Source organism: Paenarthrobacter sp. NPDC090517 (assembly GCF_044769165.1).
Taxonomy (GTDB): Bacteria; Actinomycetota; Actinomycetes; order Actinomycetales; family Micrococcaceae; genus Arthrobacter.
This window is the reverse complement of sequence record NZ_JBIVXN010000001.1, coordinates 490,585-504,466: the sequence shown is the minus strand read 5'-3', so window position 1 is coordinate 504,466 and position 13,882 is coordinate 490,585. Positions and strand designations below refer to the sequence as shown.

At 60.7% G+C, this 13,882-nt stretch carries 16 protein-coding genes and 2 tRNA genes; 7 read left to right on the top strand and 11 right to left on the bottom strand.

What is annotated here, in order from left to right; genetic code table 11:
• Positions 1 to 18 precede the first annotated feature (18 nt).
• Complete coding sequence (locus ACIQTW_RS02315) at positions 19 to 819, top strand: HNH endonuclease family protein (protein WP_402933274.1); 801 nt, start codon at positions 19 to 21, stop codon at positions 817 to 819.
• Here the strand turns inward: ACIQTW_RS02315 and ACIQTW_RS02310 are convergent.
• The 4 genes from ACIQTW_RS02310 to orn all read right to left on the bottom strand — a co-directional run bounded on the left by ACIQTW_RS02310 (position 804) and on the right by orn (position 3,163).
• Positions 804 to 1,616: an acyltransferase domain-containing protein gene (locus ACIQTW_RS02310; RefSeq protein WP_402933271.1), complete on the bottom strand. Its 813-nt coding sequence runs from the start codon at positions 1,614 to 1,616 to the stop codon at positions 804 to 806. The two genes, ACIQTW_RS02315 and ACIQTW_RS02310, sit on opposite strands and share 16 nt — an antisense overlap.
• Positions 1,617 to 1,619: 3 nt before the next feature.
• Positions 1,620 to 2,192, bottom strand: coding sequence for a peptide deformylase (gene def / locus ACIQTW_RS02305; RefSeq protein ID WP_402933268.1), 573 nt, complete (start codon positions 2,190 to 2,192; stop codon positions 1,620 to 1,622).
• Between the two features lie 127 nt (positions 2,193 to 2,319).
• Positions 2,320 to 2,395: transfer RNA gene (locus tag ACIQTW_RS02300), tRNA-His, on the bottom strand.
• Between the two features lie 132 nt (positions 2,396 to 2,527).
• Positions 2,528 to 3,163 carry an oligoribonuclease gene (orn, locus tag ACIQTW_RS02295; RefSeq protein ID WP_402933265.1) on the bottom strand — a complete coding sequence of 212 codons (636 nt, stop codon included), beginning with the start codon at positions 3,161 to 3,163 and terminating at the stop codon, positions 2,528 to 2,530.
• Positions 3,164 to 3,310: 147 nt separating this feature from the next.
• Here orn and mptB point away from each other — a divergent pair, with 147 nt between their 5' ends.
• Entirely contained in the window at positions 3,311 to 4,867 is a 1,557-nt protein-coding gene (mptB, locus tag ACIQTW_RS02290; RefSeq protein ID WP_402936179.1) for a polyprenol phosphomannose-dependent alpha 1,6 mannosyltransferase MptB, read from the top strand.
• Between the two features lie 34 nt (positions 4,868 to 4,901).
• On the opposite strand, the gene ACIQTW_RS02285 is transcribed toward mptB, so the two are convergent.
• The gene (locus ACIQTW_RS02285; protein ID WP_402933262.1) at positions 4,902 to 5,588 is read right to left on the bottom strand and encodes a DNA alkylation repair protein; all 687 of its coding nucleotides are present in this window, start codon (positions 5,586 to 5,588) and stop codon (positions 4,902 to 4,904) included.
• Between the two features lie 183 nt (positions 5,589 to 5,771).
• Here ACIQTW_RS02285 and map point away from each other — a divergent pair, with 183 nt between their 5' ends.
• A complete protein-coding gene (map, locus tag ACIQTW_RS02280; RefSeq protein ID WP_402933259.1) occupies positions 5,772 to 6,539 on the top strand; it encodes a type I methionyl aminopeptidase in 768 nt (255 codons plus the stop codon).
• Between the two features lie 13 nt (positions 6,540 to 6,552).
• Here map and ACIQTW_RS02275 read toward each other — a convergent pair whose 3' ends face one another.
• Both ACIQTW_RS02275 and ACIQTW_RS02270 read right to left on the bottom strand, forming a co-directional pair.
• Positions 6,553 to 7,158 carry a GNAT family N-acetyltransferase gene (locus ACIQTW_RS02275; protein WP_402933256.1) on the bottom strand — a complete coding sequence of 202 codons (606 nt, stop codon included), beginning with the start codon at positions 7,156 to 7,158 and terminating at the stop codon, positions 6,553 to 6,555.
• A 63-nt stretch (positions 7,159 to 7,221) separates the two neighbouring features.
• Positions 7,222 to 7,776 (bottom strand): single-stranded DNA-binding protein, encoded by a 555-nt coding sequence (locus tag ACIQTW_RS02270; RefSeq protein WP_402933253.1) that lies wholly within the window; start codon positions 7,774 to 7,776, stop codon positions 7,222 to 7,224.
• 207 nt (positions 7,777 to 7,983) lie between these two features.
• Between ACIQTW_RS02270 and ACIQTW_RS02265 the strand changes: the two genes are divergently transcribed.
• A tRNA-Arg gene (locus ACIQTW_RS02265) sits at positions 7,984 to 8,056 on the top strand.
• A gap of 71 nt (positions 8,057 to 8,127) precedes the next feature.
• On the opposite strand, the gene ACIQTW_RS02260 is transcribed toward ACIQTW_RS02265, so the two are convergent.
• Entirely contained in the window at positions 8,128 to 8,568 is a 441-nt protein-coding gene (locus ACIQTW_RS02260; protein ID WP_364305939.1) for an SRPBCC domain-containing protein, read from the bottom strand.
• A gap of 144 nt (positions 8,569 to 8,712) precedes the next feature.
• Between ACIQTW_RS02260 and ACIQTW_RS02255 the strand changes: the two genes are divergently transcribed.
• Together ACIQTW_RS02255 and ettA are read left to right on the top strand one after the other, a co-directional pair.
• A complete protein-coding gene (locus tag ACIQTW_RS02255; protein ID WP_364305941.1) occupies positions 8,713 to 9,204 on the top strand; it encodes a DUF6993 domain-containing protein in 492 nt (163 codons plus the stop codon).
• Positions 9,205 to 9,260: 56 nt separating this feature from the next.
• The gene (gene ettA / locus ACIQTW_RS02250) at positions 9,261 to 10,943 is read left to right on the top strand and encodes an energy-dependent translational throttle protein EttA (protein WP_011775070.1); all 1,683 of its coding nucleotides are present in this window, start codon (positions 9,261 to 9,263) and stop codon (positions 10,941 to 10,943) included.
• Between the two features lie 64 nt (positions 10,944 to 11,007).
• Here the strand turns inward: ettA and ACIQTW_RS02245 are convergent, their stop codons facing one another.
• Complete coding sequence (locus ACIQTW_RS02245; protein ID WP_091468004.1) at positions 11,008 to 11,913, bottom strand: acyl-CoA thioesterase II; 906 nt, start codon at positions 11,911 to 11,913, stop codon at positions 11,008 to 11,010.
• A gap of 63 nt (positions 11,914 to 11,976) precedes the next feature.
• Between ACIQTW_RS02245 and ACIQTW_RS02240 the strand changes: the two genes are divergently transcribed.
• A complete protein-coding gene (locus tag ACIQTW_RS02240) occupies positions 11,977 to 12,648 on the top strand; it encodes a hypothetical protein (RefSeq protein WP_178994848.1) in 672 nt (223 codons plus the stop codon).
• A 3-nt stretch (positions 12,649 to 12,651) separates the two neighbouring features.
• Here the strand turns inward: ACIQTW_RS02240 and ACIQTW_RS02235 are convergent, their stop codons facing one another.
• Positions 12,652 to 13,134, bottom strand: a complete 483-nt coding sequence (locus ACIQTW_RS02235) for a globin (protein ID WP_091468000.1) — start codon at positions 13,132 to 13,134, stop codon at positions 12,652 to 12,654.
• Positions 13,127 to 13,825: a mechanosensitive ion channel family protein gene (locus ACIQTW_RS02230; protein WP_017200600.1), complete on the bottom strand. Its 699-nt coding sequence runs from the start codon at positions 13,823 to 13,825 to the stop codon at positions 13,127 to 13,129. The genes ACIQTW_RS02235 and ACIQTW_RS02230 overlap by 8 nt, the downstream gene beginning before the upstream one ends.
• Positions 13,826 to 13,882: the final 57 nt, after the last annotated feature.

The following is a 13,882-nucleotide window of genomic DNA, read 5'->3' as shown; positions in this document are numbered from 1 at the left end:
CCCACTGGATGGAGTCCCTTGAGTATCACTTGGTCTGCCTACAAACGCGCGCGGCGACGGTCACGTCAGGCGTGGGCCATTCTGGCATTGGCCGCCGCAACCGGGGTGGCAGGGCTTTCCTGGTATTTCACCACAGGGCAATTCAGTGCCGCTGAACCATGGGCCGCTGGCCCCAGTGAAGCACCCGTCTACAATCCAGGCTGGATGAAACCCCTCCGCGGCGGAGTGCCCGTTGCCCCGGAAAAGGCGAGCGACGCCTTGGAGCGACTCCCGGTCAAAGGGCGCGCCGCAAAGGCGGACTACGATAGGGCGGCATTCGGGCAAGCCTGGGCGGACGCCGACCGCAATGGCTGCGACACCAGAAACGACATTCTCCGGCGGGACCTCTCGGCGGTCGAATTCACGGAAGGTTCATCGTGCAAGGTTGCCGGTGGTAGCTTTCACGAACCATACACGGGGGCGCAGGTAACTTTCCGGAGAGGCCAGGACACCAGCGCTGCAGTTCAAATCGATCACGTGGTGGCCCTCGCCGACGCCTGGCAAAAGGGCGCCCAGCAACTCACTGTGCAGCAGCGGCAAATATTCGCGAACGATCCGCTGAACCTGATCGCCGCCGATGGTCCCGCCAATGTTAAGAAGGGCGCAGGTGACGCGGCCACGTGGCTGCCGGCCAACAAGAATTTCCGCTGCCACTACGTGGCCCGGCAGGTCTCCGTGAAAGTGGTCTATAAGCTCTGGATTACGCAGGCCGAAAAGGACGCCATGAAGAGGGTTTTGGCCTCGTGCCCTGAACAGCAAACCATCTACAGTGCCAGGTGACCGTGCCCCAGTTGCCAGATGCCGCCGTCGTCGATCCGCTCCAGAACCACGCGCTGGAGTGAGGTTTCCCGCGGGAGCTTATCCAAGTCACGGAGGCCCCGCTGCCTGAAGGTGAAGTAGATGGCATCGGTAGGGGCATCAGTGCAGCGGTCGAGCGTGAAACGTCGTGCAAACGAGGAGATGTTGCTGTCCGGTAGGCGCTCGACGAGATAGGGGTCCAGCATCCATGAATCACACGTGGCTTTGTGTGCGGGCTTGTCGGGAAAATACCGGGGAAAGAAAGATCTTGCCTCCGCCAAACTGGCATCCACCAGCGCAGGGGAGAGGCTTCCATCTTCGGGTATATGGACGCCAAGAACCCATTCTGAGCCCTGAGCATCGGCCGGAACCAAATGGAACTGCAGCCGGCCAAGCCGGAACAAATTGCCGGCCATGTGCAACGTCAGCCAGCTCCAGGTGTCCAGCCCAAAACGGCCATGGACCCGCCTGTTGATACGAAGTTGCAAACCCATGTCTGCCAAGGATGCAGCCGAGATAGCCGGACTGATTCCGAGCTCCAGATGGTAGGCGTGAACTGAAGGCGCGAAGCGGAGGAGTGCTTCGATCCACACAGTCTCCACGGCGCCGTCGGCCCGAATGCTGTCCACTGGAAAGGTCCCAAGCCTTTCCCGCATCGCCTTCATTGCCTGCAGAACAGGCTCGTCCGGAGGCGTCCCCAGAAGGTGCGCACAGTCATTAGCGTCTTCGCCGGTGATGTCCAAGAGCTCAAAAAGCTCTGCGTGGGGGCTGGTGGCCATGGCTTAGTGCCCGAACGGATCGGGATCGACGCCAGGCATCCAGGTCAGGCCTGGCACGCCCCAGCCATTTTTCTTGGCTTGCTTGAGGGCCTTCTTTGAGTACCTGTCCACGAGGCGGTTGACGTACAGTTTGCCGTCCAAATGGTCGAACTCGTGTTGCAGGATTCTGGCGAACCAGCCTGTCGCTTCGAAGTCAAGGGGATTGCCGTCGCCGTCAAAGCCCTGAACGCGTGTCCATTCAGCGCGCTGCAGCGGGTAGTACTCGCCAGGGAAGGACAAGCAGCCCTCAACGTGTTCATCGGGATCCGGAAGTGCGCCGGAGACTTTGGACAGTGTCAGCACCGGATTGACCACCACGCCCTGCTCGGGGACGCCGTCATCGTTGGCGTACTTGTAGACAAAAAGGCGTTTGCCCACGCCGATCTGGGGCGCGGCGAGCCCCACACCGTTGGCAGCGTCATTGGTCTCGAACATGTCCGCGATCAAGGCGCGGAGCTCGTCGTCGAAAACTTCGACTTCACTTGCCCGGCGGTGCAAAACAGGTTCGCCCCAGATTGTCACTGGCAGGACGGTCATCTCAGTTTTTCCTTCGTCTAGCGCTGCGGTCCGGAAGCGGCCTTGGTCCGCTTTTAGGTTAAAAGCAAAGGCCGCACCGGATAACCGGTGCGGCCTTTGTGGAAACCGGCTCTGGAGCCAATCTCGGTGGGGTGAGCTACGGGGGTTGAACCCGCGACCTCCTGGACCACAACCAGGCGCTCTGCCAACTGAGCTAAGCCCACCATGTGCCTTTTTGGGCTGAACCGTTTGACCGGCTTTCCTTCAAGGCAACGACAAATAGCTTACCTGCTGTTTTGGGGTGCAAAGTCCACTTTTGCCGCTTTTGGCGAAAAAACCTTGAAAAATGGTGCAGATCACACTTTTTCGCTGGACCCCAGGGTCTCTGCGGTAGCCATGATTTCCTTGGAAATGCGCTGTGCCGTTGCCGTGTCCGGTCCCGGCGCCGATACAAAGACAGCCTGGCGGTAGTAGCGGAGCTCGTCGATGGAGTCCTTGATGTCGCCCAGGGCGCGGTGACCGCCATGCTTGGCCGGGGACTGGAAGTACGCGCGCGGGAACCAGCGGCGTGAAAGCTCTTTGATGGTGCTGACGTCGATCACGCGGTAATGGAGGTGCTCTACGATGTTCGGCATGTCCCTGGCAAGGAACATACGGTCTGTTCCCACGGAGTTCCCACCCAGAGGAGCTTTGCGGGGATCCGGGACCCACTTCTCGATGTATTCAAGGACCTGTGCTTCTGCCTCCGCCATGGTCTTGCCCTGGGGGAGCTCGTCCAGGAGCTTGGAGCGGGTGTGCATGTCCCGCACGAAGTCGTTCATTTGTTCCAGGGCTGCGTCTTCCGGCTTGATGACGACGTCAACGCCGTCGCCAAGAATGTTGAGCTCGGAATCGGTCACCAACGCTGCAACCTCGATCAAGGCGTCGTTCGTGAGGTCCAGGCCGGTCATTTCGCAGTCGATCCAGACGATGCGTTCATTAGTAATAGGCACGCGCCAAGCCTATCCCTCAGTGGCTTCCAAGTGCTCCGATGGTACGATTTTTGAGCGCGGCAGTGTCGTTTCTTCCTGTTGCCGAAAGCCCCCATGACGCAGAATTTTGACCCGAACACAGCGGGTGAACGATTGGATGACGACCACATGACGGTGCCAGTACCCGCCGCCCAGTTGGCAGGGACAGCGACGCCGTCGGCTGACGCCGTTGCCGGCGAGGTAGATAACGCTCGTTCGCCACTGATCGCCGGGTTCGTTGGTTCCATGTTCATGGTGTTTGGCTCACTTGGGGTTGGGTGGCTTGCTCCGGTTTCGGAACTTCGCCGCCTCCCGCTTTTCATCTGGATGCGCACTGAAGGTGTAGGCGTCGGACTTTCCATTGTCTTACTGGCCATCGGCGGCATGTTGCTCGTCCGAGCCTGGCTTCGACTGGGCCAGAGGGTCCGGGTGTGGGGAATGGAAGCCCGAAAAGCCACGCTGCAGGCGGTGGTGGCCTGGGGTCTGCCCATGATGTTCACTGTTCCCCTCTTCAGCAGGGACGTTTACGCGTATATCGGCCAAGGCCGGTTGATGGTGGAGGGCATCAATCCCTATGAGAACGGTATATCGGCGCTGCCCAACTATTTCCAGTTGGGTGCTGACAAGCAGTGGACAGAGGCGCCGGTACCGTACGGACAACTGTTTCTTTGGATTGAACAGTTTGTGGTGTGGGTGACCAACGTCCAACCGGAAGCAAGCATCATGCTCTTCCGCCTCGTGGCTGCAGTGGGGGTGGTTCTCTGCATCATCTACGTGCCGAAGCTGGCCGAACTCCACGGTGTAAATCCCCACAGGGCACTATGGTTGACAGCTGCCAATCCGCTCTTTCTCACTAACTTCATTGCCAGCGTTCATAACGACGCCTTGATGATTGGGCTGGCACTGGCGGGCCTGTACTACTGCGCAACCCGCCGTGTCATTCGTGGACTGGTGCTGGTCACGCTCTCCATCTCAGTCAAACCGATCACGGTGGTATTCCTTCCCTTCATTGGGCTTCTGTGGGCCGGCAAGCATGCCACCTGGCCGCGCAGATTCCTCTACTGGTTCCTGACAGCGGCTCTGAGCTTCGGGCTCCTCTACGCACTCAGCCTGATCAACGGCTTCGGGTTCGGTTGGATCAACGGATTGTCGGCGCCCGGGAGTGTAGCGATTTGGTATGCGCCCGTTGGTCTTATCGGGATGGCTGTCGGATCGATTTCCAACGTCTTGGGGTTGGACGGCCAGGTCATGGCCAAGGTGGTATACGACGCCGGCAAGCTCCTCATGGTTGCTGCTGTTGCCTGGATGATCTTCCGGGGAGACTATGACCGACTTATGCGGAGGCTTACGTTGGCATTTGCTGCCATTGTCCTGCTGGCGCCAATGATCCAGTCCTGGTACGTGGTGTGGTTGATCCCACTGTTTGCCGTGACCGGCATCCGCAACGACTGGCAGGTCAAAGCACTGTACTTTGTTGTGTCGTTCTTCATGGTCTACGCCATCTCCGACCAGTTGGACGTATTCCCGTACCTTCAGAGTGAAGACTTGGGGTTGGCACTGTTGCTGGCACGGATTGGGGCGGCCGTTATTGCGCTGTTCTTCGCCGTTTACCTGATTTTCATGGATCCGAAGACCAAGGGCTTGTTCCGGGTGCGGGACGAAACCGGGCTGCGCCCTATTATCTGAAGGCTCGACCCTGTCCGGCCTGCTGCATTCCGCGTCAGTCGGATGGCAACAGCCGCAAAGCCTCGCGGGTAGACAGCGGACTCAAAGCCGCCGCGTTGTTGGCAGCGAACGCCTTGACCCATCCGGGTTCTGTTTTGCTGTACTCACGGAGCGCCCACCCGATGGCCTTGCGGATGAAGAATTCATTGTCGGCGAGGTTCGCGGAGATGACCGCTGCCAGGAGGCCGGTATCAGTCTTTGACTTGGCCCCCAGCTGCGCAGTGATTGCCGCCCGGCGAATCCACATGTCGTGGTCCGTGGACCACTGCAACAGCACCGGCGTCATGATGGGCCTGTGCGCAAGAAGGAGCGCGCAGATCCGATGTGAAACCCCGTCGACGAGGTCCCACCATGCGCCCGTCCGGATAATTTCCTCGTATATGGGGAGCATCTGCAGGTCATCTTTGACGATTCGCAGGCCAGTCAGGTCAATGGCTGCGTATCGCTCTTCACGCGCATCCGCGTTGCGCCACAGCTCAAGAACCGCATTTTGCAGCTCAGCCTGCGACGTCACCGGGAACTGCTTTGCAGCTTCTTTCACAATTCTGCGAACCTCGGGAACCCGGACACCCCAAGACGGCATTTCCGACTTCAAATAGGCCTGGGCTCCGGCACCCCGTTCGGCATCACCGGCTGATCGGAGCGTTGATCGAATCGACTCCACGAGGACATTGGGGCTCATGCCACAACTCTAGGTCGGTGACGGACGAAGATGTGTGTGCCGCTGTACGGGGAACTGTGGTCCCCGCTGTTCGCTCACCGTAGAGTGGGCATACTCGGCCGTCTGTTCCCTTGCAGGGCCAACGTCTCCTCAACTCAGGCCGGCAACAACCTACTTCACATCGGCCACAACGAAGGAATCTCGATGTCAATGCTGAAATCACCGGACCAAATCGCGATGATGCGGGAGGCAGGTCGCGTAGTGGCCAATGCACTATCCGCAGTCCGGGAGCAAGCTGAAGTGGGTGTTTCCCTTAAGGAACTCGACGACGTCGCTGCCGCTGTAATCTCCGATGCCGGCGCAAAACCTGCCTTCCTGAACTACCACCCACGGTGGGCGGCTGTGCCGTTCCCCGGAGTCATTTGTACCAGCGTCAACGACGCCGTGGTGCACGGGATCCCCAATGGATACGTACTGGCGGACGGAGATCTTCTCAGCGTTGATTGTGGTGCCTTCGTGGAAGGCTGGTGCGGTGATGCAGCCGTCAGCTTCGTCGTAGGGGTCGGAGACCCTGCGGATCATGAGTTGGTGAAGGCGACAGATGCCGCACTTGTCCGCGGCATCGACGCAGCCCGCATAGGAAACAAGATGGGTGACCTTGCCTATGCGATTGGTGGCGAGGCGAAGCGTGCAGGGTACGGGCTGTTGGCTGATCATGGCGGCCATGGCATAGGGCGGACAATGCACGCCGAACCTCCTGTTCCCAACCTTGGGCGGCCTGGCCGGGGTATGAAGCTCGAAGAAGGCTTGGTCATTGCCATTGAGCCCATGTTGATCCTGGGCGGCAAGGACGACTACTACCACGACGAGGACGAATGGACTCTTCGTTCGGCTAACGGGCGACGCGCTGCCCACAGCGAACACACCGTAGCCGTCACGGCTGACGGCCCGATGATCCTCACTTTGCCGTAATTGCCGGCCCTGCTTATCGAGCCGCCCCACGTTTTTTGAGGCGTACCACCGGCCGGCCGGGAACTGATTCGGACACGGAACTGAAGCCGGCAGCCTCGAAAAGAGAAAGTGTGCCGTGGAACAGGTCCGAGGCCGTCGCTTTGGTCCTATGATCCGTATCCACCGGATAGGCCTCGATGACGTTCGCACCGTTGTTGAAAGCGTGATCCATCGCGGCAGCAAGCAGAGCGGACGACACTCCGGTGCGCCTGTGGTTCGGTGCTACAACAAAGCAACTGACGGCCCAAAGATCGAGGCCGTCCTCCGACCGGAGACCTGCCTCTCTGAGGACCTGGGATCGTTTCAGGCGCGGATACTTGGCTCGTGGTTCCACTGCGCACCAGCCGACCGGACGGCCATCCCGGAACGCCAGTACGCCGGGCGCAGGACCTGTTTGGAACGATGACTTCAACAATTCCCTGCGGTCACCGGGCGATGTTCCGGCCCAATCATTGCCGGTAAGGGCGAACCACCGGCACCAGCACCGGGAGGGTTCGCCCTTGGTTCCGAACAATTCCTCAACAGCCGCCCAGGTGGCAGGAGCTGTCTCGATCTTCGAAGCAGGATGGCCGTGTTCCATGGACCCACAATAGGCCGGGCCCGCGTTGCTGGTCCCGTGGACGCCGGAATCGTGGTGCAACGATCACACGCCGGCACCCACCAGTTCGCCTGTTGTGGTGTTGACCAGTAGGGGACCGGTGCCATCAGGACCGTCAACGTCCCTCACGATGGACTCGTCTTCCGGTGGAACTTGTTCGTGGTCGTCCGAGTCCCAGTCATTGCTGCGGTCAGGGGTGCCGGGTGCCTCGACAGCAGGTGCTGCATCGGCAGGGGCTGAGGCGCCGGTCATTCGGGTGAAGTTGGCAGAGCCCCACATTAGGTCATGTCCCACTGATTCGGCGTCGATTTCGGCTACGTGGTAGATACGGCCCTCATGTTCCCATTGCCGCAACCGGAGCTTCCCAACGACGAGGACGCGCTGTCCCTTTTTCACGCTGCATCCAACGTGTCCGGCGAGGTAGCGGAATGACTGAACCGTGTACCAGTTGGTGTTCCCGTCCACCCAGGTGTTGGTGGCGCGGTCGTAGCGGCGTTCCGTGGTGCCCAGGCGGAACGATGCCGTGGACGTGCCCCGTGTTGTGGTGGAGCTCTTGACCTCCGAGGCCACGAAGCCCCGAACGGTGATCATGTCATTCATGGTGGTCCTTCTCGGTTTGGTGGAGTGCCTGTCCGGCTCTTTCAGCTTCATCCAGGGAAGTCAGTGAGGGCAGTGCCTCATGTGCCTATGTGGATAACGGCGGCTGTGGAGGAGTAGAGGCACCTTGCATGGGATGGCAAGCAGTTGGCTGATCGCACTGTAAACTCTTTGTGGCGCCAGCGGCCCGTGTGGTCTTGGCGCGAGTGCGCCCCAGTAGCTCAGGGGATAGAGCAGCGGCCTTCTAATCCGCCGGTCGGGGGTTCGATTCCCTCCTGGGGCACCGAAACATCCCCCTTGGAACAGCGTCCAAGGGGGATGTCCGCGTTAAAAGGCACTCACTCGTTAGCGCCCTTACTCGAGAAATTCCTTGAGGTTTCGGAGCACCAACTCCCAGGTCGCGGTGGACTGCTCCACTTCCTCCACACTCGAATTGTTGCCTTGAATGATGGTCACTCTTGTTCCGTCAGATTCGTCAGTCACGTTGTATTCCACAGTGTGGTGGTTCTCGGGAACGTCAGGGAGCCCCGAGGATGGACTGTAATGAGTGGTCTTCAGCAACTTCGGAGGATCGAAAGCAAGGATGGTGCCTCTGTCCTGGTACAGCTTGCCGTTGTACTCGCCGGCGTACGTAATCTCATCGCCCACCCGCCACGTGGTGGTGACATTGGTTCCCAGGAAATACTGCCGAATGAGGGCCGGATCAGTCAGGGCTTCCCATACCTTTTCAGGAGGGGCAGCAATGGTGGTCGATGCGACCGCATCAGGTATTGGCCCGCTTCTTGGTCCACGCATTATGCAACCACCTATCGATCTGCCCTGAAACGTCACTTGGAAGCGCTAAACCCTAACTGGGAAAACGCTACGCCCGTCAGCACGCCCTGTGAATGGCGCTCGCAGGTGAATGGCGCACTCGTTTGTGGATGGCAGAATGGCTAGGTGATAAGCAGGCGAACCGCACAGGCATATGGCAGGGCAGCAGACGCATCGAAAGTCCGCGTAGCCGGGTTGTCGCTGATGGTCGCGGCGGCATTGACGATCACCGCTTGCACGGCAACGCCCCCGTCATCCACCGTTCAGCCCGCGGTTACTCCCTCACCGTCCGCGAGTCCGGTGGCCACGGCCACCATTGATCCGGCTGTTGCAGCAACCACCTCTGCCGTGGAGTCAACGCTGAAAACCCTGGTAGCCAGCAACCCCAAGCCCGACCGCGAAACCCTGCGTGCGGCCCTGGTTGCTGCAGGCATCCCCAACGCCAACGTAGAGGTGTCCGTGAGCCGTACGCCCACGGGCCTTGACGTGGATGCGATGGAAGCCGCAGCGCTGACGGGGGAGAGCTGCATCATGGGGCAGATCCGCGACGGCGGGGTAGTGGTTACGGTGCTGCCGGTGCTGGCCACCGGAAAATGCTTCGTGGGAGACGCCCGCTAGCTCCACCGCAGGGCTCGAATGTGAGTTATGTACGCCTACCCATTAGATTTAAGGGCATGGCGGAATTCATTTACACGATGACCAAGGCTCGCAAGGCCGTTGGCGACAAACTTATTCTGGACGACGTCAGCATGTCGTTCTTCCCTGGCGCGAAGATCGGCGTCGTGGGTCCGAACGGTGCTGGTAAGTCCACCATCCTGAAGATCATGGCCGGACTGGACACCCCGTCAAACGGCGAGGCCCGCCTGAGCCCCGGCTACACCGTGGGCATCCTCCTGCAGGAACCGCCGCTGAACGAGGAAAAGACCGTCCTGGGCAATGTCCAGGAGGGTGTTGGCGAGATCTACGGCAAGATCCAGCGCTTCAATGAGATCTCCGAAGAAATGGCCAACCCGGATGCGGACTACGAGACGCTCCTGGACGAGATGGGCAAGCTTCAGGAAGCCATTGATGCTGCTGATGCCTGGGACATCGATTCCCAGCTCGAGCAGGCCATGGACGCACTGCGCTGCCCGCCGGCTGATTCCGATGTCACAGTCCTCTCCGGTGGTGAGCGCCGCCGCGTAGCACTGTGCAAGCTTCTCCTGCAGAAGCCCGACCTCCTGCTCCTTGATGAGCCCACCAACCACTTGGACGCCGAGAGCGTACTTTGGCTTGAGCAGCACCTGGCTCAGTACCCCGGCGCTGTCCTTGCCGTGACCCACGACCGTTACTTCCTTGACCACGTGGCTGAATGGATCGCAGAAGTCGACCGCGGCCACCTCTACCCGTATGAGGGCAACTACTCCACCTACCTGGAGAAGAAGAAAGCCCGCCTCGAGGTCCAGGGCAAGAAAGACGCGAAGCTCTCCAAGCGCCTTACCGAGGAACTTGAGTGGGTGCGCTCCAACGCCAAGGGCCGCCAGACCAAGTCCAAGGCCCGTCTGGCCCGCTACGAGGAAATGGCTGCCGAGGCCGAGCGCACCCGCAAGCTGGACTTCGAAGAGATCCAGATTCCGCCTGGACCGCGCCTGGGTTCTTTGGTCATCGAGGCCAAGAACCTGAAGAAGGGCTTCGACGATCGGGTGCTGATCGAAGACCTTTCCTTCTCGCTGCCCCGCAACGGCATCGTCGGCGTCATTGGACCCAACGGTGTGGGTAAGTCCACGCTGTTCAAGACGATCGTCGGTATGGAGCCTTTGGACGATGGTGAGCTCAAAATCGGCGAGTCCGTGAAGATCTCCTACGTGGACCAGTCCCGTGGCGGCATCGATCCCAACAAGTCCCTGTGGGAAGTTGTCTCCGAAGGCCATGACTTCATCCAGGTCGGCCAAGTTGAAATGCCTTCGCGTGCCTACGTTTCGGCGTTTGGTTTCAAAGGACCGGACCAGCAGAAGAAGGCGGGTGTCCTCTCCGGTGGTGAGCGCAACCGCCTGAACCTGGCCCTGACACTCAAGCAGGGTGGCAACCTCCTGCTCCTTGACGAACCTACTAACGACCTCGACGTCGAAACCCTGAGCAGCCTTGAGAACGCCCTTCTCGAGTTCCCGGGCTGCGCCGTAGTGGTATCGCACGACCGTTGGTTCCTGGACCGGGTTGCGACCCACATCCTCGCCTACGAAGGTGACGACGAGAACCCCTCCAAGTGGTACTGGTTCGAGGGCAACTTCGACTCCTACGAGGAGAACAAGGTGGAGCGCCTCGGCCCCGATGCCGCAAAGCCGCACCGGGTGACCCACCGCCGCCTGACCCGCGACTAGTAGTAAGCCGCAAACACAAGAGGCCGGTCCCAGCAGGGATCGGCCTCTTGGCTTTAAGGCAAGGCTACGGAATCCGGACCATGCCTTCTTGGGCCACCGTGGCAACGTGCTGCCCGTCCCGGTTGAAGATGCGTCCCGTGGCGAGTCCCCTGGCACCCTGGGCACTGGGGGATTCCTGCACGTACAGCATCCACTCGTCCACCCGCACGGGACGGTGCCACCACATGGCGTGATCGAGGCTGGCAACGCTCATGCCCGGCGTCATCCAGGCCAGGCCGTGCTTACGGAGGATGGGTTCCAGCAGCGTGTAGTCGCTCGCGTACGCCAAGGCGGCCCGGTGAAGGTTGGGGTCATCGGGAAGGGGGCCCATGGTCTTCATCCAGACAGCATTGGTAGCTACATGATCGGTGGGTGGGGACACGTAGAGCGCGGGGTCGATGTGGCGGACGTCGAAGGGACGCTCTGAAGACATGTGCCGTGCCATGGGGTGATCGTAGTGGGACAACAGCTCGGCGGTGCTGGGCAGGGTTTCCGGATCAGGGATGCCCTCGGGCATCTGTGCCTGATGGTCCAGGCCGCTGTCTTCCACCTGGAAGGAAGCGATCATTGAGAGAATCGGTACGCCGTCCTGGTAGGCATGTACGCGGCGGGCCGAGAAGGACCGGCCATCCCGCAGCCTCTCCACACCGAAGGTGATGGGTTTGTTGGCATCACCCGGACGGAGAAAGTATCCGTGCATGGAGTGCGCCACCCTGTCCGGCTCAACGGTCCTCATGCCGGCCATCATGGACTGCGCCAGCACCTGGCCACCAAAAACGCGGTGCCTGGGTTGCTTTTGGGACGGCCCCAGGAAAATGTCCTCGTTGGTGCGGGCTCCGTCAAAGTCACCAAGATCCAGCAGGCCAATCAGCACTTCCATGGGGTCTTCTACGGGTGCCTCCACCTCGAGGCCAGCGTTCGTGTCAGTCATGGTTCGACTTTAGACGGCACCCCAACCCCTCTCAACCGGGGACATGCCGGTAGAGTCGATGATGTGACAGACGTCTTGACCCAGTCCTTCCGCTTCGCCGATCCCCGCGACCTCGCTGACCTGCGAACCTTCGTTACGCGGGCAAAGAGCATCGACGACGGCGCTATCCGCCTTCAGGCCACGGGCAATGTCCTGGCTGCCTACGTGTGTGTGCTGAGGCCCCGCATCCTGGGCGAATCAACCCCTACGATTCTTGGCCTGCGAACCATGGCCCTGGCAGAGCCTGCGCAAGCCGACGTGACGGTGACGCTCGCGTCCGTTATGGACCGGCTGGCCCGCTCAGGGGCCGAAGATGTGGAACTGCCCATCCCGCCGTCGACAGTTTCTGAATCCTGGGCGGGCGTTGGCGCGCCGCGGACCGGCTGGGAAGCCCAAGGAACAGTTCCCGACGCCGACCTCAAGTCTGCGGCGGAGGCCGGCATTGCGGAGGTGGCGGGCGTCATTCCCGCTTTGGCGGGTGCCGCAGTGGTCAACACAGCCAGGGCCGCAGTGTGGGGCCGGGAACTACCCGGTCTGGACGGGTTGCCGGCAGGTGCGGCTTTCGCCGCTTTCGCTTTGGGTTTCCTGGGCGGGTCCGAGCAGAAGGTCTTCCGCAATGGCCGCTGGTTCCGCCTGAGCGGCCCTCGCGGCCATGTGCTGGTCCGGACCGGAGCAGGCCTGGGGCTCGGTTTCTAGGACCTAGGCCTCAGGGCCGGTCGAAGGGCTATTGACCATGGTCAGCGCTGCGCGCTCCATGTAGTCCCACAGCGTGCCCTCATGCAACGGCGAGAGCTCCAAAGAGTCCACGGCCGTGCGCATATGAAACAACCAGCGGTCCTTGGCTTCGGGGGTCACCCGGAACGGCATATGGCGCATGCGCAACCGTGGGTGGCCGCGTTCTTCGCCGTAGGTGGTTGGACCGCCCCAGTATTGCTCCAGGAACATGAGGAAGCGGCGCTTTGCCGGTTCGAGGTCCTCTTCGGGGTACATGGGTCGAAGCAACGGGTCCGTGGCTACGCCGTCGTAAAAGACGTCGATGAGCTTGACGAACGTCTCATGGCCGCCAATTGCCGCGTAGAAGCTGTCCGTGTAGGCGGGCTGGCTGAACGGATCGTTCTGCATCAGCTGGCGTCGGGGGCCCGCCTGCGGTGCTGGCGGTTGCCCACCTGCAGTGTTACTCATTGGACTTCTCCTCGGCTTTGGTGACGCGCGGTGCGCCTGCTGTGACGGGCGCAGCTGCAGCGCCTGGTTCGTCGCTGGTGTCAGGTGTCTCCAGCGGTACGTAGTCGCCCTGCGAACGGTTGCCCACGCGGAGGATTTCGCCGTTGCGAAGGTACCAGATGGCGCCGTCTTCAGCGCGGACCCGGGTAATGCGCAGGCCCACCGATTCAACGGTACCAATGACTTCGCTGGTAACGATCACGTCGCCGATTCCGTATTGGTCCTCAATGGTGATGAAGATTCCCGCGAGGAAGTCGCGGATCAACTGCTGGGCGCCGAAACCGATGGCAACACCGAGGATGCCCACGCTGGTCAGGAGCGGAGCGACGTCCACGTTCATGTATTTGAGGACGTAGATGATCACGATCACCACCACCACAACGCTTACAAGGCTTGTCAGCAACGAGCCGATGGTCTCGGCGCGCTGGGAGCGTCGTTCATGGTCCAATGCACGGATTGCGGGTTGCACCCACTTGAAGTGCGGCTTCTTGAAGAAAGAACTGCCCGCCGAGACTCGTCGCGTAATGCGCAGGATGATGAACCGCGCCACGATCCACACAGCCAGGCCTACGCCCACTGTGATGAGGATCGACATGAGGTCGATTTTTTCGGGTTCGATGTTGATGGTTTCCGCCAGGGGGATGGAGGTCAAGGTGGAATAGCTCCTTGTCGTCGGCCCGTGTTCGCCGGGCGCGGAACACTCTGTCCA